At 65.8% G+C, this 18,719-nt stretch carries 19 protein-coding genes, 1 rRNA gene and 1 pseudogene; 17 read left to right on the forward strand and 4 right to left on the reverse strand.

The genetic code is table 11. The features are described from left to right. Nucleotides 1-88, forward strand: a 5S ribosomal RNA gene (rrf, locus tag ACIBJI_RS26115); the annotation flags it as partial. A 275-nt stretch (nucleotides 89-363) separates the two neighbouring features. Here the strand turns inward: rrf and ACIBJI_RS26120 are convergent. Further along, nucleotides 364-870: a nuclear transport factor 2 family protein gene (locus ACIBJI_RS26120; RefSeq protein WP_364358979.1), complete on the reverse strand. Its 507-nt coding sequence runs from the start codon at nucleotides 868-870 to the stop codon at nucleotides 364-366. A gap of 101 nt (nucleotides 871-971) precedes the next feature. Between ACIBJI_RS26120 and ACIBJI_RS26125 the strand changes: the two genes are divergently transcribed. The 6 genes and pseudogenes from ACIBJI_RS26125 (at nucleotide 972) to hisI (ending at nucleotide 6,013) form a co-directional block, all read left to right on the forward strand. Continuing rightward, nucleotides 972-1,424: a MarR family transcriptional regulator gene (locus tag ACIBJI_RS26125; protein WP_364358982.1), complete on the forward strand. Its 453-nt coding sequence runs from the start codon at nucleotides 972-974 to the stop codon at nucleotides 1,422-1,424. A gap of 62 nt (nucleotides 1,425-1,486) precedes the next feature. Then, a complete protein-coding gene (gene priA, locus ACIBJI_RS26130) occupies nucleotides 1,487-2,218 on the forward strand; it encodes a bifunctional 1-(5-phosphoribosyl)-5-((5-phosphoribosylamino)methylideneamino)imidazole-4-carboxamide isomerase/phosphoribosylanthranilate isomerase PriA (protein WP_364358986.1) in 732 nt (243 codons plus the stop codon). A gap of 7 nt (nucleotides 2,219-2,225) precedes the next feature. Next, nucleotides 2,226-3,041 (forward strand): inositol monophosphatase, encoded by an 816-nt coding sequence (locus ACIBJI_RS26135; protein WP_364358989.1) that lies wholly within the window; start codon nucleotides 2,226-2,228, stop codon nucleotides 3,039-3,041. Between the two features lie 128 nt (nucleotides 3,042-3,169). Continuing rightward, nucleotides 3,170-3,943 (forward strand): imidazole glycerol phosphate synthase subunit HisF, encoded by a 774-nt coding sequence (gene hisF / locus ACIBJI_RS26140; RefSeq protein ID WP_364358992.1) that lies wholly within the window; start codon nucleotides 3,170-3,172, stop codon nucleotides 3,941-3,943. A gap of 430 nt (nucleotides 3,944-4,373) precedes the next feature. After that, nucleotides 4,374-5,319: pseudogene (locus ACIBJI_RS26145) on the forward strand (TIGR03564 family F420-dependent LLM class oxidoreductase). Between the two features lie 349 nt (nucleotides 5,320-5,668). Continuing rightward, entirely contained in the window at nucleotides 5,669-6,013 is a 345-nt protein-coding gene (gene hisI / locus ACIBJI_RS26150; RefSeq protein ID WP_364358999.1) for a phosphoribosyl-AMP cyclohydrolase, read from the forward strand. Between the two features lie 19 nt (nucleotides 6,014-6,032). On the opposite strand, the gene ACIBJI_RS26155 is transcribed toward hisI, so the two are convergent. From ACIBJI_RS26155 to ACIBJI_RS26165, 3 genes are all read right to left on the reverse strand, one after another. Further along, the gene (locus ACIBJI_RS26155; RefSeq protein WP_364359002.1) at nucleotides 6,033-6,485 is read right to left on the reverse strand and encodes a MarR family transcriptional regulator; all 453 of its coding nucleotides are present in this window, start codon (nucleotides 6,483-6,485) and stop codon (nucleotides 6,033-6,035) included. 235 nt (nucleotides 6,486-6,720) lie between these two features. After that, on the reverse strand, nucleotides 6,721-7,284 hold the full coding sequence (locus tag ACIBJI_RS26160) for a permease (protein WP_364359005.1): 564 nt from the start codon (nucleotides 7,282-7,284) through the stop codon (nucleotides 6,721-6,723). An 87-nt stretch (nucleotides 7,285-7,371) separates the two neighbouring features. Next, nucleotides 7,372-7,836 (reverse strand): peroxiredoxin, encoded by a 465-nt coding sequence (locus tag ACIBJI_RS26165; protein ID WP_364359008.1) that lies wholly within the window; start codon nucleotides 7,834-7,836, stop codon nucleotides 7,372-7,374. A gap of 221 nt (nucleotides 7,837-8,057) precedes the next feature. Here ACIBJI_RS26165 and ACIBJI_RS26170 point away from each other — a divergent pair, with 221 nt between their 5' ends. The 10 genes from ACIBJI_RS26170 to pyk all read left to right on the forward strand — a co-directional run bounded on the left by ACIBJI_RS26170 (nucleotide 8,058) and on the right by pyk (nucleotide 18,666). After that, the gene (locus tag ACIBJI_RS26170; RefSeq protein ID WP_364359011.1) at nucleotides 8,058-9,608 is read left to right on the forward strand and encodes an anthranilate synthase component I; all 1,551 of its coding nucleotides are present in this window, start codon (nucleotides 8,058-8,060) and stop codon (nucleotides 9,606-9,608) included. Further along, a complete protein-coding gene (locus tag ACIBJI_RS26175) occupies nucleotides 9,605-10,351 on the forward strand; it encodes a TIGR02234 family membrane protein (protein WP_397086286.1) in 747 nt (248 codons plus the stop codon). Before ACIBJI_RS26170 ends, ACIBJI_RS26175 begins: the two co-directional genes overlap by 4 nt. Before the next feature lie 129 nt (nucleotides 10,352-10,480). Continuing rightward, entirely contained in the window at nucleotides 10,481-11,299 is an 819-nt protein-coding gene (gene trpC, locus ACIBJI_RS26180) for an indole-3-glycerol phosphate synthase TrpC (protein ID WP_364359017.1), read from the forward strand. A 78-nt stretch (nucleotides 11,300-11,377) separates the two neighbouring features. Next, nucleotides 11,378-12,643, forward strand: coding sequence for a tryptophan synthase subunit beta (trpB, locus tag ACIBJI_RS26185; RefSeq protein ID WP_364359020.1), 1,266 nt, complete (start codon nucleotides 11,378-11,380; stop codon nucleotides 12,641-12,643). A gap of 79 nt (nucleotides 12,644-12,722) precedes the next feature. Then, nucleotides 12,723-13,523 (forward strand): tryptophan synthase subunit alpha, encoded by an 801-nt coding sequence (trpA, locus tag ACIBJI_RS26190; RefSeq protein WP_364359023.1) that lies wholly within the window; start codon nucleotides 12,723-12,725, stop codon nucleotides 13,521-13,523. Nucleotides 13,524-13,591: 68 nt separating this feature from the next. Beyond that, nucleotides 13,592-14,827: a prolipoprotein diacylglyceryl transferase gene (lgt, locus tag ACIBJI_RS26195; RefSeq protein ID WP_397086288.1), complete on the forward strand. Its 1,236-nt coding sequence runs from the start codon at nucleotides 13,592-13,594 to the stop codon at nucleotides 14,825-14,827. A gap of 150 nt (nucleotides 14,828-14,977) precedes the next feature. Next, nucleotides 14,978-15,505, forward strand: a complete 528-nt coding sequence (locus ACIBJI_RS26200; RefSeq protein ID WP_364359026.1) for a TM2 domain-containing protein — start codon at nucleotides 14,978-14,980, stop codon at nucleotides 15,503-15,505. A 206-nt stretch (nucleotides 15,506-15,711) separates the two neighbouring features. Then, nucleotides 15,712-16,467 (forward strand): amino acid ABC transporter substrate-binding protein, encoded by a 756-nt coding sequence (locus ACIBJI_RS26205; protein ID WP_364359029.1) that lies wholly within the window; start codon nucleotides 15,712-15,714, stop codon nucleotides 16,465-16,467. Between the two features lie 6 nt (nucleotides 16,468-16,473). After that, nucleotides 16,474-17,142: an amino acid ABC transporter permease gene (locus ACIBJI_RS26210; RefSeq protein ID WP_364359032.1), complete on the forward strand. Its 669-nt coding sequence runs from the start codon at nucleotides 16,474-16,476 to the stop codon at nucleotides 17,140-17,142. Nucleotides 17,143-17,247: 105 nt separating this feature from the next. Continuing rightward, entirely contained in the window at nucleotides 17,248-18,666 is a 1,419-nt protein-coding gene (pyk, locus tag ACIBJI_RS26215) for a pyruvate kinase (RefSeq protein ID WP_364359035.1), read from the forward strand. The last annotated feature ends 53 nt before the right edge of the window (nucleotides 18,667-18,719 follow it).

Consider the following 18,719-nt stretch of genomic DNA (forward strand, 5'->3'; position numbering starts at 1 on the left):
CGGTCCCATTCCGAACCCGGAAGCTAAGGCCACCAGCGCCGATGGTACTGCACTCGACAGGGTGTGGGAGAGTAGGACACCGCCGGAACATCCTTGCGAAAGGCCCCCAACACCGTTGGGGGCCTTTTTGCGTATCAGGATCCCCCCGCCAGGTGGATTGGCGCCCAGAAGGATCGGCGCCCAGAAGGATCGGCGCATTGATGATTTCGCTCAATATGAGTGCGGCAACCGAATTCCAAGTAGGCGAATGGATTTGGATTGCGTCGGCGCTGGCGGACCGCGGATATACACGGCCGCCGCCACGCTGAGTTGTTCTCGCACAAGGGTTCTTGCCACGGTTGACGTACGGTTCGTGCTACCGGCTCAGGGCCGGGTACCCGTGGACCACAGCGGAGTTGTCTCCACCCGTGATAGCCGCCAGCCCTCCGCCGTGCGGACCGCATCGAAGCGATAGACCTCGCCGAGGGTGTACTGCGGCTCCGACACGGCCGTCGTAGCAGGAGCGAAAGTGGCAATGAGATTCGCCCGCACCTCGGCTGTATCGCCGTGCAGATCGATCATCATATTGGTGATGAAGTGCTGAATGTGCTTGTCATCGGAATGATTCCGGCTTGCCTGCGCGATTAGCGCGGCACGACCCTCGGCCCGACCGCCGGGTGTCTTCGCGGTGGCGTCGGCGGTGTAGATCGTGCGGAAGTCGTCGAAGCGTCCTTCGTCCAGGGCGCGGCCCAATTGGTTGACCAGCCCGGTGATCTCGCTGCGGTCCACTAGTACGCGGAACTGGTGCGTGTCGTCCTTGGTGGTGGTGCAGGCGGCGAGCAGCGCCAGCGGCAGTGCGGTGAGGGGGAGGAAGCGGCGGGTCTTGCCCATGGGTTGAATCCTTTCGAACTAAACGTTGGTTGATCCAACGTTGGCAAGTCCAACAGTATCTGATCGTGGGTGGAACCAACAAGTCTTGCTACATTGCTTTCATGGAGATCGCGCACGAGGACACGCCGGGCAGGCTGCGCGCCCTGCCCACCCGACTGGTCAACCAGGTGGCGATCCTCGCCAACCGAGCGACGGAGCGCGCCTTCGAAGCAACTGGATCGCGCCGCTACCACTACGCCCTGCTGACCACGCTGGGCGAATTCGGCCCCGCAAGCCAGGCCGATCTAGGCCGCCGCACCCGCATCGATCGCAGCGATATCGTCGCCGCGCTGAATGATCTCGCCGAACGCGGTTTGATCGAACGCGCCCCGGATCCGAGCGACCGCCGCCGCAATATCGTCACCATCACCAAGGCGGGCAGCCGTCACCTGGACGAACTGGACCAGCGAATCGAAGGCGCACAGGACGAACTACTCGCTGCCCTCTCCGCCGCCGAGCGCCGCGAACTGGTACGGCTGCTCACACGGGTCCTCGATGATCATGTGCAAGGGTGATCGCGCCGCTATTTCCGCAGGCCGGGGATAGGGCGCGCGGAGCGAGCAACTAAACTGCATCCGTGAGTCTTGTGCTGCTACCTGCTGTCGACGTCGCCAATGGAGAGGCCGTGCGCCTGGTTCAGGGGGAGGCGGGCAGCGAAACCAATTACGGCTCCCCGCGCGATGCGGCGCTGGCCTGGCAGGAAGCCGGTGCGGAGTGGGTGCATCTGGTCGATCTGGACGCGGCGTTCGGCCGTGGCTCGAATCGTGAGCTGCTGGCCAAGGTCGTCGGCGAACTCGATGTCAAGGTGGAGCTGTCCGGCGGCATCCGCGACGACGAATCCCTCGAGGCCGCGCTGGGTACCGGCTGTGCCCGGGTGAACCTCGGCACCGCCGCATTGGAGGACCCGCAGTGGTGCGCCCGCGCCATCGCCAAGCACGGTGAGCGCATCGCCGTCGGCCTGGATGTGCGGATCGTCGATGGCGAACACCGGCTGCGCGGTCGCGGCTGGGTCAGCGACGGCGGCGATCTGTGGGAGGTGCTCGAACGCCTGGAGCGCGACGGTTGCTCCCGCTACGTGGTCACCGACGTGACCAAGGACGGCACCCTCACCGGCCCCAACCTGGATCTGCTGCGCGAGGTCTGCGCCGCCACCGACGCGCCGGTCATCGCCTCCGGCGGTGTCTCCACCATCGAGGATCTGATCGCCATCGCCGAGCTGGTGCCCGACGGTGTCGAGGGTTCGATCGTCGGCAAGGCGCTGTACGCGGGCCGCTTCACGCTGCCCGAAGCGCTGGCCGCGGTTCGCTGACGATTCGATGACCGCCAACCGCCTCGACACCGAACTACCGGCCCTGCTCGACGTCGCCGGTGCGATCCTCGATGCCGCAAGCCCGCGTTTCGTCGAGGGGGTCGGCGCGCCGAGCGCGGTGGCCAAGGGCCGCAACGACTTCGCGACCGAACTCGATCTCGAGTTGGAGCGCACGATTTCCGCACAGCTCGAGCAGCGCACCGGAATCGAGGTGCACGGTGAGGAATTCGGGGGTCCGCAGCTCACGTCGGGGACCGCGTGGGTGCTCGATCCGATCGACGGCACCTTCAATTATTCATCGGGACATCCCCTTTCGGGCATGCTGCTCGCGCTGGTGCACGAAGGTGAGCCGCTGCTCGGGCTGACCTGGCTGCCATTGCTCGGCCAGCGCTATGCGGCGGTCGCTGACGGTCCGGTGTTGCTGAACGGCCAGCCGCTGCCGCGCCTGCCGCACGGGAAACTCGGCGAGGCGATGATCGGCTTCGGCGCGTTCAATGTGGATTCCGCCGGACGCATTCCCGGCCGGTTCCGTTTCGATCTGCTCGGTCCGCTGAGCAGGCTGTCCTCGCGGGTGCGCATGCATGGCTCCACCGGCATCGATCTCGCGTTCACCGCATCGGGTGTGCTCGGCGGCGCGATCGTCTTCGGGCACCATCCGTGGGACAACGCCGCGGGCGTCGCGTTGGTGCGCGCGGCGGGCGGGATTGTCACCGATCTGGCGGGGGAGCCGTGGACCATCACCTCGGGTTCGGTGCTGGCCGCCGCGCCGGGGGTACACGAGGAGCTGCTCGAAATGATTTGCACGGTCGCCGACGATGCGTGAGGCTGCGTACGAAGGACCCAGGGGATGGCAGCCGGCAGAGCTGGCGGAGTGGGCGAATACGGCGGGATGGCAGCTGGCAGAGCTGGCGGGGTGGGTGAATACAGCATGATTCGTAGAAGGGTGAGCCGATGACGTTGGCGGTACGCGTTATTCCGTGTCTGGATGTCGACGCGGGCCGGGTGGTGAAGGGCGTCAACTTCGAAAACCTGCGTGATGCGGGCGATCCCGTCGAACTCGCCGCCGCCTACGACCTGCAGGGAGCCGATGAGCTGACCTTCCTCGACGTCACCGCCTCAACCGGCGACCGCGGCACCATGATCGATGTGGTGACCCGCACGGCCGAACAGATCTTCATCCCGCTGACCGTCGGCGGCGGCGTGCGCACGGTCGAGGATGTCGACCGGCTGCTGCGTGCGGGTGCGGACAAGGTGTCGGTGAATACCGCTGCCATCGCGCGCCCCGAGGTCTTGCGGGAAATGTCGGAGCGCTTCGGTTCCCAGTGCATCGTGCTGTCGGTGGATGCCCGCACCGTTCCCGACGGCCAGCCCGACACTCCGTCCGGCTGGGAGGTCACCACGCACGGCGGTAAGCGCGGCACCGGTATCGACGCCATCGAATGGGCCGTGCGCGGAGCCGAACTCGGCGTCGGCGAGATCCTGCTCAACTCGATGGATGCCGACGGCACCAAGGCAGGCTTCGATCTGCCCATGATCGAGGCGGTCCGCGAGGCGGTTTCGGTGCCGGTGATCGCCAGCGGCGGTGCCGGTGCCATCGAACACTTCGCACCCGCCGTTCAGGCCGGTGCGGACGCGGTCCTGGCCGCCAGCGTCTTCCACTTCGGCGACCTCACCATCGCCGAGGTAAAAGCCGCCATGCGCGCCGAACAAATCATCGTTCGCTAGTACCTCGTCCAGATAGCTCACTGCGCCATCCGCTCCGGCTGCTCGCCGAGCGTAGTGATGTGGCGGTCGATACGGTGTGGGCGACCACCATTCGGCTGCGTTCGACGGACCCACCGAGGCTGGACGCGGGACTAGCTCGCGCACCTGACGCATAACCAGTGATTGCCTCGCACAAGGTATAGAGGCTGTTGCCGAGTACGCCGAACGTGCGGTCGTGTCGTCGGACCGCAGTCACAGCGACGGACCAAATCACCTAGCGGCAGGCATGATTGGGTCTCAGCCGCCACATAGGCCCGCGGCCGAACCTGCGCGAATCGTGACTGCACGCCGGCCGAACCTGCGCCAATTCGGCAATAGACCCTGCGAGGGTTCTCGGCAGATATGCGACAGCCCGACGGAATGGGGTGGGGGACGTTGCGGTTGCATCGGGATGAGTATCGGAATTGCGTTGTCTCCGTTTGCCCTCGATGCCGCCGACAATGCGGTGGACGGTGCGGTTGCGCTGGGGCGGGAGGGCAGCCGAGGCCGGGTTGAGTTCGCTGTGGTTCGGTCAATTGTTCTCTCATGACACCATCGGCGTTGCGGGCACTGTCGGACGCGATGTGCCGGAGTTGGCGGTCGGCACATCGGTCGTTCCGATTTCCGCGCGACATCCACTACTGATCGCGAGTCAGGCGCAGACTGCTCAGGCCGCAACCCACGGTCGCTTCACCCTCGGCCTCGGGCTCGGTGCCCGCTCGATTACCGAGGCGGCGTTCGGCGAGAACTTCGACCGGCCGATTACGCGGCTTCGCGAATTCCTGACCGCATTGCGCGCTGTCCTGGACAACGGTTCGGTGGAATTCCGTGGCGAAACCCTCAGTGCCGTAACGCGGATGCCCGCCGCCGTCGCGGGTGCCGAGCCGACGGTGCCGGTCCTCGTCGCGGCGATGGGGCCGCAGGCGCTGCGTGTCACCGCCGAATTGGCCGACGGCACAATGCCATTTCTGGTCGGTCCGAAAGCACTGGGCGAGCACATCGTCGCGCCCATCACAGCGGCGGCCGAACAAGCTGGACGTCCGCGACCCCGCATTGTCGCCATGGTTGCGGGCGTGGTCACCGCCGATGTCGACAGCACTCGTGCGACGGCGGCCGAACAGATGGCCTTCTACAACGAAATTCCGTCCTATCGGCGAATGATCGAACTGTCCGGTGTATCGCACGCCGCCGAACTCGCCGTGATCGGTGACGAGCAGACCCTCGCCGATCAGATCAACGCTTACTTCGAAGCGGGCGCCACCGATGTTGTTGTGGCCCAAACAGATCTGGCCTCCGAGGCCGACCGGCGCCGGACCTGGGAGCTCCTCGGTGAGCTGAATCGCACTCGCGCAGCTTGACATTCTTCGAATTCGTCTGCCGCCACGCCGTGGCGGTGATTGCTATCTGCCGGAGAGTTACCCAGGCTTAGCGACCATGTCCGCCACGTGTCCCGCATGCTCCTGGCCATCGCCGATACTGGTGTCGACACATGGTTCGGTTCGCTATCTGCGTTGCGTCTGTGGCAAATGGCTGGTTGCCCACCGGGGCGGGGTGAACTTGGTCACCGGCAGGGCCGCGTGCACCAAAAAGCCTGTGGCCGAACATCTCGAACTGATTCCGCTGCCGGAGGAGTAGGAACAATCGCGTCGGGTACGTTTCGGCACTACACGATGTGTTCCGGTGCGGAGCTGCCTGTATAACGGTGATATGACTCTCGACCCCGCCATCGCCGCCCGGCTCAAGCGCAATGACGCCGGACTCGTCGCCGCGGTCGCCCAGGAGCGCGGCACCGGCGATGTGCTGATGGTTGCCTGGATGGACGACGAGGCGCTGGCCCGCACGCTGGAAACCCGCAAGGCGACCTACTATTCGCGTTCGCGCCAGCAGTACTGGGTCAAGGGCGAAACCTCCGGCCACACCCAGTACGTGCACGAGGTTCGCCTCGATTGTGACGGCGACACGATCTTGCTCGTCGTCGACCAGGAGGGCGCGGCCTGCCACACCGGCACGCACACCTGCTTCGACTCGGACCTGCTGCTCGCCGAGAGCTGAGCCCAACCTCGCGCGACCGCTATGGATTCGGCTGCTCGCCGCGCTCCTCGACCTGCGTCGATTTGCCGTTGGACTGGCTCAGCGAGTCGCCGAGCTGCCTGACGAGCAGTTCGCTGAGGTCGGCGAGTTGCGCCGTCTGTGCGGCATCGAGACCATCGAAAACCAACTGCCGCACCGCATCCAGATAGCCGGGCGCCGCCTCGACGACCTTCGAGTAGCCGTCGTCGGTGAGCACCGCCTGCACGCCGCGGCGGCCCGTGGTTGCTGACCGTTGCGCCCAGCCCATTCGTTCCAGCTTTGACACCACATGGGACAGGCGCGATAGCGATGCATTTGCTTTGTGGGCAAGCTCACTCATCTGCAGCCGATGGCCGGGTTCCTCGGATAACAGGGTGAGCACCCAGTATTCGAAATGGGTAACCCCGGATTCGCGCTGCAGTTGGGTATCCAAAGCGCCTGGTAGACGTGTCATCAGCGCAACGATCGCGCGCCAAGCTCGTTGTTCGTCCGGGTCGAGCCACTTCGTCACTGGGGTGCCTTCTTTCGAGCCAAGTGACGTCTTATTGTTAGCGAACCTAGCGATTAATGAAAAGCATGTTCACGGTCACTCGCGTGATTGAGTTTGCCACGACTTCGCTCGACCGTCATGGACTTGGTCCGCGACGTGAGGTCACTCACAGAGCCGCAGGGCGTGTCGGTGCCGTGTCCTAGCCAACTGTCGGCGTTTGCCGAGTGGCAGCGGGCGCCGCCTGCTTGCCTGGATGTCTGCGCTGCCACCGCCGCCAGGCCAGCAGGCCCGCCACGGCGAGGAAAACCACGACCGCCACGATGGCGCCGACGAGTGAAGCGCCACGGAATGCGGGCGCGTCGACGTCGAGAATCCGTTGACCGGCATGGGCGGCACTACTCTCGCCGAGCACGATCGACAGCGTCATGAGATTCGGAATCGCGATGATCAGCGCGAGCAACGCGGCGGCACCCGCGATGAACTTTCCGGCTCGTCGCTTCCAGATCAGCGCGGCGAACAGCAGCAAGAACACCGGGATGGCGGTGCCGAGTAGGCCGTAAATCAGGCCCCAGCCGATGCCCTTGCTGAAACTGCCGCTCACCAGCTCTGCGATGCGCTGCGCCCACCAGCGCGGAATGAACGCCGCCAGAATGAAGTAGGCGATGATCAGTACGACGATGACCGCCACTGCGCCGATGATCCGGGTGCGCCACGTGGCCAGCGTGGATTTCTGCCCGTCCGGCCGAACCTCGCTCGAAGTCATGAACCCAGCGTATGCCGGGCAACCGGGAGATCGACGGCGATGGACCTGGTGTTTTTCGCGGCCGTTACCGCGTGTTCGAGAGCAGGGCTACTGCAGAGCACGCTCGCGCAGGAACTTCAGCGCCTCGTCCGCGTGCGCATCGGCCCGGAACTCGCCGGTGATCACCTTGGCGACCTTGCGATCCCGGTCGATCACGAAGGTCTGCCGCTTGACCGGGGCGAGCTTGCCGAGCAGTCCGCGCTTCACCTCGAAGGTCGAGGCGACCTTGCCGTCGACATCCGACAGCAGCGGGTAACCGAGGTTCTGCTTGGATGCGAATCCGGCCTGGGTGTCGACGCTATCGGTGCTGATGCCGACGCACGATGCGCCCAGCGCCGCGAATTCGGCGGACAGATCACGGAAGTGGCACGCCTCCGCCGTGCAGATCGGGGTATTCGCGGCGGGGTAGAAGAACAGCACCAGCGGACCGTTCGCGAGCAGCGCGTCGAGCGAACGCGGGGTGCCGGATTGATCGGGAAGCTCGAACTCGGGAGCGAGCTGACCTGTCTGCATAGTGGGACAGTACCGGGCGCGAGGTCGGTTTGCCGCCCCCGCGCTTGGTCCCTGTCAGGCCAGATACCGGAATGACGGGTTCTCATCGCGGCTGAGCGCCGATGAGTGCGGCGATTTGTGGATTTTTCAATTTCCCTCGCGGCACTTCAGAACCGGACAGTCGGTTCAGCAGGTTGGGACGCGCCGACAAGGCTGTCGGTGCCACCTGGGATGATGGACACATGCCTGGCGCGTCCACTCCCACCACCACGACCCGCGAACAGTTCCACGAGCTGGCCGCGGAGCATCGGGTGGTCCCCGTGACCCGAAAGGTGCTGGCGGACTCCGAAACTCCGCTGTCGGCCTACCGCAAGTTGGCCGCGGATCGGGCCGGTACCTTCCTGTTCGAGTCCGCGGAGAACGGGCGGTCCTGGTCGCGCTGGTCGTTCATCGGGGCCGGCAGCCCATCCGCGCTGACGGTCGTGGACGGCGAAGCGGCCTGGCTCGGGCACACCCCCGCGGACGCGCCCTGCGGCGGCGATCCGCTGGTGGCGCTGCGTGAAACCCTGCAACTGCTGCAGACCGAGCGGCTGCCCGGTCTGCCCCCGCTGACCGGCGGCATGGTCGGCTACCTCGGCTACGACGCGGTTCGCCGCATCGAGCGACTGCCCACCCTCGCCGTCGACGATCTGCGGCTGCCCGAGATGGTGCTGATGCTCGCCACCGATCTCGCGGCCTTCGACCACCACGAGGGCGCGATCACCCTGATCGCCAATGCGGTCAACTGGAACGGCACCGCCGAACGGGTCGACGAGGCCTATGACGATGCGGTGGCCCGGCTGGACCGGATGACCGCGGCGCTGGCCGCGCCCTCGGAGTCCACGGTTTCGGTCTTCGATCAGCCCGAGCCGGAGTACATCCGCCGCCGCACCACCGAAGAATTCGGCGCGGGCGTGCGTCGCCTGGTCAAGGAGATCGAGGCGGGCGAGGCGTTCCAGGTGGTGCTCTCGCAGCGCTTCGAAATGGATTACGACGGTGCGCCTCTGGACCTGTACCGGATGCTGCGTGCCGCCAATCCGAGCCCGTACATGTACCTGATCCACATCCCGGACGGCGACGGCGCCACGGCGTTCTCCATCGTCGGTTCCAGTCCGGAATCGCTGGTTACCGTGAAAGAGGGTGTGGCGACGACCCATCCGATCGCGGGTACCCGGTGGCGCGGCGCCACCGAGGAGGACGATCTGCTGCTGGAGAAGGGCCTGCTGGCCGACGAGAAGGAGAACGCCGAGCATCTGATGCTCGTCGACCTCGGCCGCAACGATCTGGGCCGGGTCTGCCAGCCGGGCACGGTGCGGGTCACCGAGTACCGGCATATCGAGCGCTACAGCCACGTCATGCATCTGGTCTCGACGGTCTCGGGCCGCCTCGCGCCGGGCAAGATCGCACTGGACGCGGTCAATGCCTGTTTCCCAGCGGGCACGTTGTCCGGCGCGCCGAAGGTGCGTGCGATGGAGCTCATCGAGGAACTCGAGCCCACCCGTCGTGGCGTCTACGGCGGTGTCGTCGGCTATCTCGACTTCGCGGGCGATGCCGATACCGCGATCGCCATCCGCACCGCACTGCTGAAGGACGGCACCGCCTATGTGCAGGCTGGTGCGGGCATCGTCGCGGATTCGGATCCGGACTATGAGGACGTCGAATCCCGCAACAAGGCCATGGCGGTGCTGCGAGCGGTGGCAGCCGCGAAAACCGTTCGGGCGTACAGCGCACCTGCGGACGGCAGTGCGGAATGACCGATTCGGAACCTCCCGATACCGATCCGGCCGTCCCGCAGACCTCGAAGCGCAAATATCCGGTCGGCGCGATCGTCCTGCTCGCCATCGCCGCCGCGGCGCTGTGGGGCTCCTCCCGGATGACATGGGTAACTGTCTCGTCCACCGACGGCCTGACCGAACCGCGCACCGACAAACTCAACGGCGGTGTCTGGTTCGGTGCGCTCACGCCGCTGGCACTGGTACTGCTGGCCGCCGTCGCCGCAGTACTGGCGACACGCGGTTGGCTGCGGCGCATGTTCGGCGTCCTGATCGGTCTGGTCGCCGCGGTGTCGGCCGTTCCCGCCTTCGCCCTACTGACCAGATCCAGCGCGACCGCCGCCCGTGCCGCCACCCTGGCGGAGCTGCCCGGCCGCGCGACCGTCACCGAGGTGGTCACTTCCCAGTTCCCGGCCGTACTTTCGCTGCTGGGGGCGCTGGCGGCCTTCGTGGCCGGTGTCCTGCTGGCTCGCATGCCCGAGGACGCCGCCCGCCTGTCGGCCAAGTACGACAATCCGGTCTTCCGCAGGGCTGCCGCCACCGAAGAGGTGACGCGTCAGCGCACCGACGACGCGGCGGCCGATACCGGACAACTTTCCGAGCGCGTGCTCTGGGATGCGTTGGACGCGGGCACGGACCCGACCGAACAGGCGGGTGGGTCCACTTCGGCCACCGACGATTCCGCCGATCATGATCAGGGGAAACAAGGGCATCGAGGTGTCTGAGCAGGTGACTACAAGCCCCGGCGCAGTTGCGCCACAAGCAGCCATTTATTCTTTGACAGCATCGGTGAGACAGCGCCTGGGGGGATTCTCAGGCAGCAAGTCCGTCTCCCCAGAAAGGATTCGAGCCAGATGACGGTACTCGACTCGATTCTCGACGGGGTCCGCGCGGATGTGGCCGCACGGGAAGCCCTTTTGGACTTCCAGGCGATCAAGGCGGCCGCAGCCGCGGCACCCGCGCCGCTGGACGCCCGCGCCGCGCTCCTCGAAGACGGCATCGGCGTCATTGCCGAGGTCAAGCGGGCCAGCCCGTCCAAGGGGGAGCTCGCGGATATCCCGGACCCGGCGAGTCTGGCCAAGGCCTACGAGGACGGCGGAGCGCGCGTCATCAGCGTGCTCACCGAGAGCCGCCGCTTCCACGGGTCGCTCGATGACCTGGACGCGGTCCGCGCCACCGTGAATATCCCGATCCTGCGCAAGGATTTCGTCGTCGGGCCCTACCAGATCCACGAGGCCCGCGCGCACGGCGCCGACGTCATCCTGCTCATCGTGGCCGCCCTCGAACAGGACGTACTGAGCTCGCTGATCGACCGCACCGAATCGCTGGGCATGACAGCCCTGGTCGAGGTGCACACCGAGGAAGAGGCCGACCGCGCTTTGGAGGCCGGCGCCTCCGTGATCGGCGTCAACGCCCGCAACCTCAAGACCCTGGACGTCGACCGCGATGTCTTCGCACGCATTGCGCCCGGCCTGCCCACCGAGGTCATCCGCATCGCCGAATCCGGTATTCGCGGCACCGCCGACCTGCTGGCCTACGCCGGTGCGGGTGCCGATGCCGTGCTCGTCGGCGAGGGGCTGGTCACCAGTGGCGACCCGCGCGCGGCCGTCTCCGAACTGGTGACCGCGGGCACCCACCCGTCGTGCCCGAAGCCCGCGCGGCGGGGTCGGTGACGACGCAGTGAGCGAGCGAATCATGAACACAGCGGCCCGTGCGGGCGCGATGGAGCCGAGCGCCGGCGAGGCGGCGTCGTGACGGCACTGCCCAAGGCCTCCGACGGTGTGCACGACCGCAGCGACCACGAGCCGGATCTGGGCGGCCACTTCGGCGTTTACGGCGGCAGGCATGTGCCGGAGGCGCTGATGGCGGTGATCGAGGAGGTCACCGCCGAATACGAGAAGTGTCGCCTCGATCCCGCCTTTCTCGACGAACTGGACCGGCTGCAGCGCGACTACACCGGCCGCCCGTCGCCGATCTTCGAATGCCAGCGCCTCGCCGAGCATGCCGGTGGTGCGCGCATCATCCTCAAGCGCGAGGATCTGAACCACACCGGTTCGCACAAGATCAATAACGTGCTCGGCCAGGCGTTGCTCGCCAAGCGCATGGGCAAGACCCGGGTGATCGCCGAGACCGGCGCAGGTCAGCATGGGGTCGCCACCGCGACCGCGTGCGCACTGCTCGGCCTCGAATGCGTCGTCTATATGGGTGCGGTCGACACCGCCCGCCAAGCGCTGAATGTGGCTCGCATGCGGCTGCTCGGCGCCGAGGTGATCTCGGTGCGCACCGGTTCGCAGACCCTGAAGGATGCGATCAACGAGGCGCTGCGCGACTGGGTCACCAATGCCGAGGCCACCTACTACTGCTTCGGCACCGCCGCGGGCCCGCACCCGTTCCCGATGATGGTGCGCGATCTCCAGCGCATCGTCGGCCTGGAGGCTCGCGCCCAGGTACAGGCACTCACCGGTCGACTGCCCGATGCGGTCACCGCCTGCGTGGGCGGCGGCTCCAACGCCATCGGGATCTTCCATCCCTTCATCGACGATCCGGGCGTGCGGCTGATCGGCTACGAGGCGGCCGGTGACGGCGTCGAAACCGGAAGGCACGCCGCGACTTTCACCGGCGGCACCCCCGGCGCGTTCCAGGGCGCGTACTCGTATCTGCTGCAGGACGAGGACGGCCAGACCATCGAATCGCATTCGATCTCTGCCGGTTTGGACTATCCGGGTGTCGGTCCCGAACACGCCTACCTCAAGGACATCGGTCGCGCCGAATACCACCCGATCACCGATACCGAAGCGATGGACGCGCTGCTGCTGCTCAGCCGCGCCGAGGGCATCATTCCGGCGATCGAATCCGCGCACGCGGTGGCTGGTGCGCTGAACCTCGGCAAGGAACTGGGCAAGGGCGCGATCATCCTGGTGAACCTGTCCGGGCGCGGCGATAAGGATATGGACACGGCGGCACGCTGGTTCGGGCTGTTCGATGACCACGCCGCCGACAAGGAGAACCACCAGTGAGTGAGCGCAGCGAGCGAACCGAAGACACAGTCGAGTATCGCTCGGTCATGATGGAGCCGAGCGCCAACGAGGCGCTGTCGTGAGTCAGCAGTCCCGTCTCGCGAACACGTTCGCCGCCTGTCGCGCGGAGGGTCGGGCCGCGCTGATCGGCTATCTGCCCGCCGGTTATCCGGATTTGGCCGGTTCGATCGAGGTGTGCCGCACCATGGTTGAATCCGGTTGCGACATAGTCGAAGTCGGCGTCGCCTACTCCGATCCGGTGATGGACGGACCGACCATCCAGGCCGCCGCTGATCAGGCGCTGCGCGGCGGCGTCCGGGTGCGCGATGTGTTCTCGGTGGTCGAGGCGATCACCGCGGCGGGCGGTAAGGCCGTCGTGATGAGTTACTGGAATCCGGTGCTGCAATATGGCGTCGACCGTTTCTCGCGCGATCTGGCCGCCGCGGGCGGGTCCGGCATCATCACCCCCAACCTCATCCCGGAAGAGGCCGACAGCTGGTTCGTCGCCTCGGCCGCACACGATCTGGACCGCATCTTCCTGGTCGCACCGTCGTCCACCGAGGAGCGTCTGGTCAAGACGCTGGAGGCCAGTCGCGGCTTCGTCTACGCTGCCTCGACCATGGGTGTCACCGGCGCCCGTGACGTGGTTTCCTCCGCGGCTCCGGCGCTGTGCGCGCGCATCCGCGCCCACTCCGATATCCCGATCGGGGTCGGCCTCGGTGTGCGCAACGGTGCGCAGGCGGCCGAAATCGCCTCCTACGCAGACGGAGTCATCGTCGGCTCGGCACTGGTGACCGCCGCGGCGCAGGGACTCGACGCGGTGCGCACCCTCACGGCCGAACTGGCCGAGGGTGTTCGGTCCGCGACCGTCGCCTCCTAACCGCCCGCGAGCGGGGCACGCCGACCGCGAATCTCGCGATGTGGCCGTGCTCCGCTACGGTTGGGGCCGTGACCTTACGAGTCCTCGCAGACAGCGTCCTGAGCAACGGTGCCGTCACCGCTGATGTGCTGGCCTACATTCCCAGCCCGTCCCAGGGCGTTTGGCATATCGGTCCATTCCCGCTACGGGCCTACGCCCTGTGCATCATCCTCGGCATCGTCGTCGCCATCTGGTGGGGTGAGCGGCGCTGGCAGGAGCGCGGCGGGCAGAAGGGCGCGATTCTCGATGTCGCGATGTTCGCAGTGCCCTTCGGTCTGGTCGGCGGGCGGCTCTATCACGTTGCCACCGACTGGCAGAAGTACTTCGGCGCCGACGGCCATCCGATCGATGCGCTGAAGATCTACCAGGGCGGCCTCGGTATCTGGGGCGCGGTCTTCCTCGGCGGTGTCGGCGCCTGGATCGGCTGTCGGGTCTACCGAATCCCATTGCCCGCGTTGGGCGATGCGATCGCACCGCCGATTCTGCTGGCTCAGGCTATCGGACGGCTCGGCAATTACTTCAATCAGGAGCTCTACGGCCGCAAAACCGAGCTGCCCTGGGGTCTCGAGATCTACCTGCGCTTCGACGATCAGGGCAAGCTCGACATGATGAACGGCGTGTCCACCGGCGTCGTCGACAAGGTCGTGCAGCCGACCTTCCTGTACGAGATGATCTGGAACCTGCTGATCGTGGTGCTGCTGGTGCAGATCGATAAGCGCTATCGCATCGGGCACGGCCGCCTGTTCGCGCTCTACGTCGCCGGATACTGCCTGGGCCGCTTCTTCGTCGAACTGCTGCGCGACGACGAGGCGACCAAGATCGTGGGCATCCGCATCAACTCGTTCACCTCGGCACTCGTATTCCTCGCCGCCGTCGCCTATTTCGTGTTCGCGACCAAGGGCAGGGAGATCGCCGATCAACTGCAGCCGTCGACGGTCGCGCGGCCATGGCCGTGGCAGATCGGGGCGCTGCGTGCGGCGGGCGCCGAATCCGAGGCCGCGTCGAAGGCGGCCGCGGTCGCGCAAGCAGCGCCGCCGAAGCACAGTGCCGGGAAGCAGGCAGCTGCGCCCGCGGAAACCGACAAAGACGACGTGTCGGACCAGAATCGGTCGGGGAAGATCGAGGACGATGCTGCCGAGAATCCGGATCTGACAAAATCCGAGAACTCCGGCAACGGACCGGATACCGCCGACGATAACTCAACGGAGTCCGAAAACTCGGACGTCGAGCGGGGCAAGGTTGATACTTCGAAAAAGGACGGCTGATCCCACAACGACTTGGGCAACTCGTCGGTGCACCGAGTAGACACGCGAACGCGTGTCCGCGACGATACCCTCGGGCGCCCAATCGCCCGGCAAATACGCGGGGAGACGGGTGAGTACCCGTCGAAATGCACGAATGATGGAGGACATTTAGTGACCGACCCCTACCAGAACCAGCCAGGCTTCGGCGGCCCCCAGTACGGTCCGCCCGGGACGGGGCCGGACCTGAACAAGCAGCCCGATGCACCGGGACAGCAGTATCCGTCGGATCCGTACAACCAGCAGCAGCCGCAGTACGGTCAGCCCCAGTATGGCCAGCCGCAGTACGGCCAGCCGCAGTACGGTCAGCCCGATCCCTACGGTCAGCAGCCGGGCGGCTACCCGCCTGCGCCGTATCAGGGCGGCGGCTACAACCCGAACGATCCGGAAGCGCCCTACGGTCGCGACCCGTTCGGCGTGCCGTTCTCGGATAAGCAGAAGCTGACCGCCGGTCTGTTGCAGATCTTCCTCGGCGGATTCGGTATCGGCCGTTTCTACACCGGGCACACCGGCATCGCCGTGGCGCAGATCGCAGTCACCTGGCTGACCTGTGGTTTCGGCGGTATCTGGCCGCTGATCGACGGCATTATGATGCTGACCGGCAAGGTGCCCGACAGCCTCGGGCGGCCATTGCGCGACTGACCGCCGCGAACAGTTGACCGACGGGCCCCGTCGCATCGGATGAAGATGCGGCCGGGCCCGTCGCCATTTCCGGCACGCTGTGCGAGGATTCGGCGCACCATGATCGCAATACTGTCGGTCGGCATTTTCCTGGCGTAGCCTGAGCCGGGTTTTTGTGTCGTGTGTGGATGTTGCTCATAGTCCAGACACCGAAGAGAGGGACTTCAGTGCGTCGCAAGCTGTTCGCCGCCGCCATGCTCGCCATCGTCACCGCTACCGGGCTCACCGCCTGCGGCAGCAGCAGCGATCCGAACGTGCTGAAGGTCGGCACCGAAGGCACCTACTCGCCGTTCAGCTATCAGGGCTCGGACGGCAAGCTCACCGGCTACGACGTCGAGGTCATCCAGGCGGTCGGGGACAAGATCGGCAAGAAGATCGAGTTCGTGCAGACGCCGTGGGACGCGATCTTCGCCGGTCTCGAGTCCAAGCGCTTCGATCTGGTCGCCAATCAGGTGTCGATCACCGACGAGCGCAAGGCCAAGTACGCGCTTTCGCAGTCCTACACGACCTCCGAGGGCGTGATCCTCACCCGCGCGGACAGCAACAACATCACTTCGCTCGCGAACCTGAACGGCAAGACCAGCGCGCAGTCGGCGACCAGTAACTGGGCCAAGGTCGCCCAGGGCGCGGGTGCCAAGGTCGAGGCGGTGGAGGGCTTCGTGCAGGCGGTCCAGTTGCTGAAGACCGGCCGCGTCGACGCGACCGTCAACGACAGCCTGGTCGCGCTCGACTACATCAAGAAGAACGGCGACACCGGCGTCAAGATCGCCGCCAAGGCCGGTGAGGTCAGCAATCAGGCCTTCGCCGCCCGCAAGGACGACGCGCTGATCGGCCAGGTGAATACCGCGCTCGATCAGCTGCGCGCCGATGGCACGCTGGCCAAAATCTCGGAAAAGTACTTCGGCACCGACGTCAGCAAATAGCCGCCCGTGGATCCCGCGACCAGGGAACTGATCTGGCACAACCTGTGGCCGATGCTGCAGGCCACGATCGACAAGACCATCCCGCTCACCGCCATCAGTTTCGTCATCGGTCTGGTCATCGCGTTGTTCGTAGCGCTGGCGCGAATGTCGCCGGTGTGGTTGCTTTCGGCGCCCGCACGGTTCTACATCTCGATCATTCGCGGCACACCGCTGTTGGTGCAGCTGTTCATCGTGTTCTATGCGCTACCGCAGTTCGATATCGTCATCGATCCGTTCCCGGCGGCGGTGATCGCCTTCAGCCTCAATGTCGGCGGTTACGCCGCCGAGGTCGTGCGCGCCGCGATCCTGAGCGTCGCGGAAGGGCAATGGGAGGCGGCGAAAGCGCTGGGCATGTCGTATGCCCAGGAGTTGCGGCTGATCATCCTGCCGCAGGCCGCGCGCATTGCCGTGCCGCCGTTGTCGAACACGCTCATCTCCCTGGTCAAGGACACCTCGCTGGCCTCGACCATCCTGGTGACCGAACTACTGCGCACCGCGCAGCTGGCCGCCGCCCCGACCTTCGACTTTTTCGCCCTGTACGGCGTCGCCGCGTTGTATTACTGGGTGATCTGTCTGGTCCTCGGCTTCGGCCAGACCCGCCTGGAAACTCGGCTGTCCCGCCATGTCGCACGCTGACGAGGCCCATTTGTACTTTCCGCTAAGCCTTCGTACATATTTTTCACCTAGCTTTCACCGAGGCCACAGCAGGCCAGGGGTACTACACGGGACTAGGCTCTACTCGTGATGCGACGGACGAAGATTGTGTGCACTCTCGGCCCAGCGACCGCTACCGAGGAACGTATTCGGGAACTCGTCGAGAGCGGCATGGATGTGGCGCGGCTGAATTTCAGCCATGGCGAACACTCCGACCATGCCGAGAACTACAAGAAGGTGCGGCAGGCCTCGGACCATCTCGGCCGGGCGGTCGGCATTCTCGCCGACCTACAGGGACCGAAGATTCGGCTGGGCCGCTTCACAGAGGGCAAGACCGTATGGGCCAACGGTGAAGAGGTCCGCATAACTGTCGACGAGATCGAAGGCACCCACGATCGCGTCTCCACTACCTACAAGGAGCTGGCCAAGGACGCCAAATCGGGCGACCGCCTGCTCATCGACGACGGCAAGGTCGGCGTCACGGTCATTCGGGTCGAGGGCAACGACGTCGTCTGCCGAGTGACCGAGGGCGGACCGGTCAGCAATAACAAGGGCGTCTCGCTGCCAGGTATGGACGTCTCCGTGCCCGCGCTGTCGGAGAAGGACATCGATGACCTCGAATTCGCGCTCAAGCTCGGCGTCGACTTCATCGCGCTGTCCTTCGTGCGTTCTCCCTCGGATGTCGAGTTGGTGCACGACGTGATGGACCGGGTCGGCCGCCGTGTTCCGGTGATCGGCAAGTTGGAGAAGCCCGAGGCCATCGACAATCTCGAGGCCATCGTGCTGGCCTTCGACGCGGTCATGGTCGCCCGCGGTGACCTCGGCGTCGAACTGCCGCTCGAGCAGGTGCCGATCGTGCAGAAGCGGGCCATCCAGATGGCGCGCGAGAATGCCAAGCCGGTCATCGTCGCGACCCAGATGCTGGAGTCGATGATCGAGAACTCCCGCCCGACCCGCGCCGAGGCCTCCGATGTGGCCAATGCGGTGCTCGACGGCGCCGACGCGGTAATGCTGTCGGGTGAGACCTCGGTGGGTGCGTACCCGATCGAGACGGTTCGCACCATGGCGCGGATCGTGCACGCGGTGGAGACCGAATCCACCCGGGTGCCACCGCTGACCCACGTGCCGCGCACCAAGCGCGGTGTCATCTCCTACGCTGCCCGCGATATCGGCGAGCGGCTCAATGCCAAGGCGCTGGTCGCCTTCACCCAGTCCGGCGATACGGTTCGCCGCCTGGCTCGTCTGCACACCCCGCTGCCGTTGCTGGCGTTCACCCCCCTTCCCGAAGTGCGCAGCCAGCTGTCGCTCACCTGGGGCACCGAAACCTTCATCGTCCCGACAGTGAACAGCACCGATGCGATGATTCACCAGGTGGATGTAGCACTGCTGTCTATGAAGCGATACCAAAAAGGTGATCTGGTGGTAATCGTGGCAGGCTCCCCGCCCGGTACTGTCGGCTCCACCAATCTGATCCATGTGCACCGTATCGGTGAGGAGGACCATTAGCCGTGAGTGAGCGCAGCGAACGAACCGAGAACACAGCAACGCCATCGGTCGCA

The sequence above is a fragment of the Nocardia sp. NPDC050408 genome (genome assembly GCF_044458905.1).
GTDB lineage: Bacteria > Actinomycetota > Actinomycetes > Mycobacteriales > Mycobacteriaceae > Nocardia.

Coding starts and splice junctions, on each gene's coding strand:
- trpC (WP_364359017.1), top strand. CDS start 10,481: ATGACGGTACTCGACTCGATTCTCGACGGGGTCCGCGCGGATGTGGCC.
- ACIBJI_RS26175 (WP_397086286.1), top strand. CDS start 9,605: ATGACCGATTCGGAACCTCCCGATACCGATCCGGCCGTCCCGCAGACC.
- ACIBJI_RS26155 (WP_364359002.1), bottom strand. CDS start 6,485: ATGACACGTCTACCAGGCGCTTTGGATACCCAACTGCAGCGCGAATCC.
- hisF (WP_364358992.1), top strand. CDS start 3,170: ATGACGTTGGCGGTACGCGTTATTCCGTGTCTGGATGTCGACGCGGGC.
- ACIBJI_RS26170 (WP_364359011.1), top strand. CDS start 8,058: ATGCCTGGCGCGTCCACTCCCACCACCACGACCCGCGAACAGTTCCAC.
- ACIBJI_RS26160 (WP_364359005.1), bottom strand. CDS start 7,284: ATGACTTCGAGCGAGGTTCGGCCGGACGGGCAGAAATCCACGCTGGCC.
- ACIBJI_RS26120 (WP_364358979.1), bottom strand. CDS start 870: ATGGGCAAGACCCGCCGCTTCCTCCCCCTCACCGCACTGCCGCTGGCG.
- ACIBJI_RS26135 (WP_364358989.1), top strand. CDS start 2,226: ATGACCGCCAACCGCCTCGACACCGAACTACCGGCCCTGCTCGACGTC.
- ACIBJI_RS26165 (WP_364359008.1), bottom strand. CDS start 7,836: ATGCAGACAGGTCAGCTCGCTCCCGAGTTCGAGCTTCCCGATCAATCC.
- hisI (WP_364358999.1), top strand. CDS start 5,669: ATGACTCTCGACCCCGCCATCGCCGCCCGGCTCAAGCGCAATGACGCC.
- ACIBJI_RS26125 (WP_364358982.1), top strand. CDS start 972: ATGGAGATCGCGCACGAGGACACGCCGGGCAGGCTGCGCGCCCTGCCC.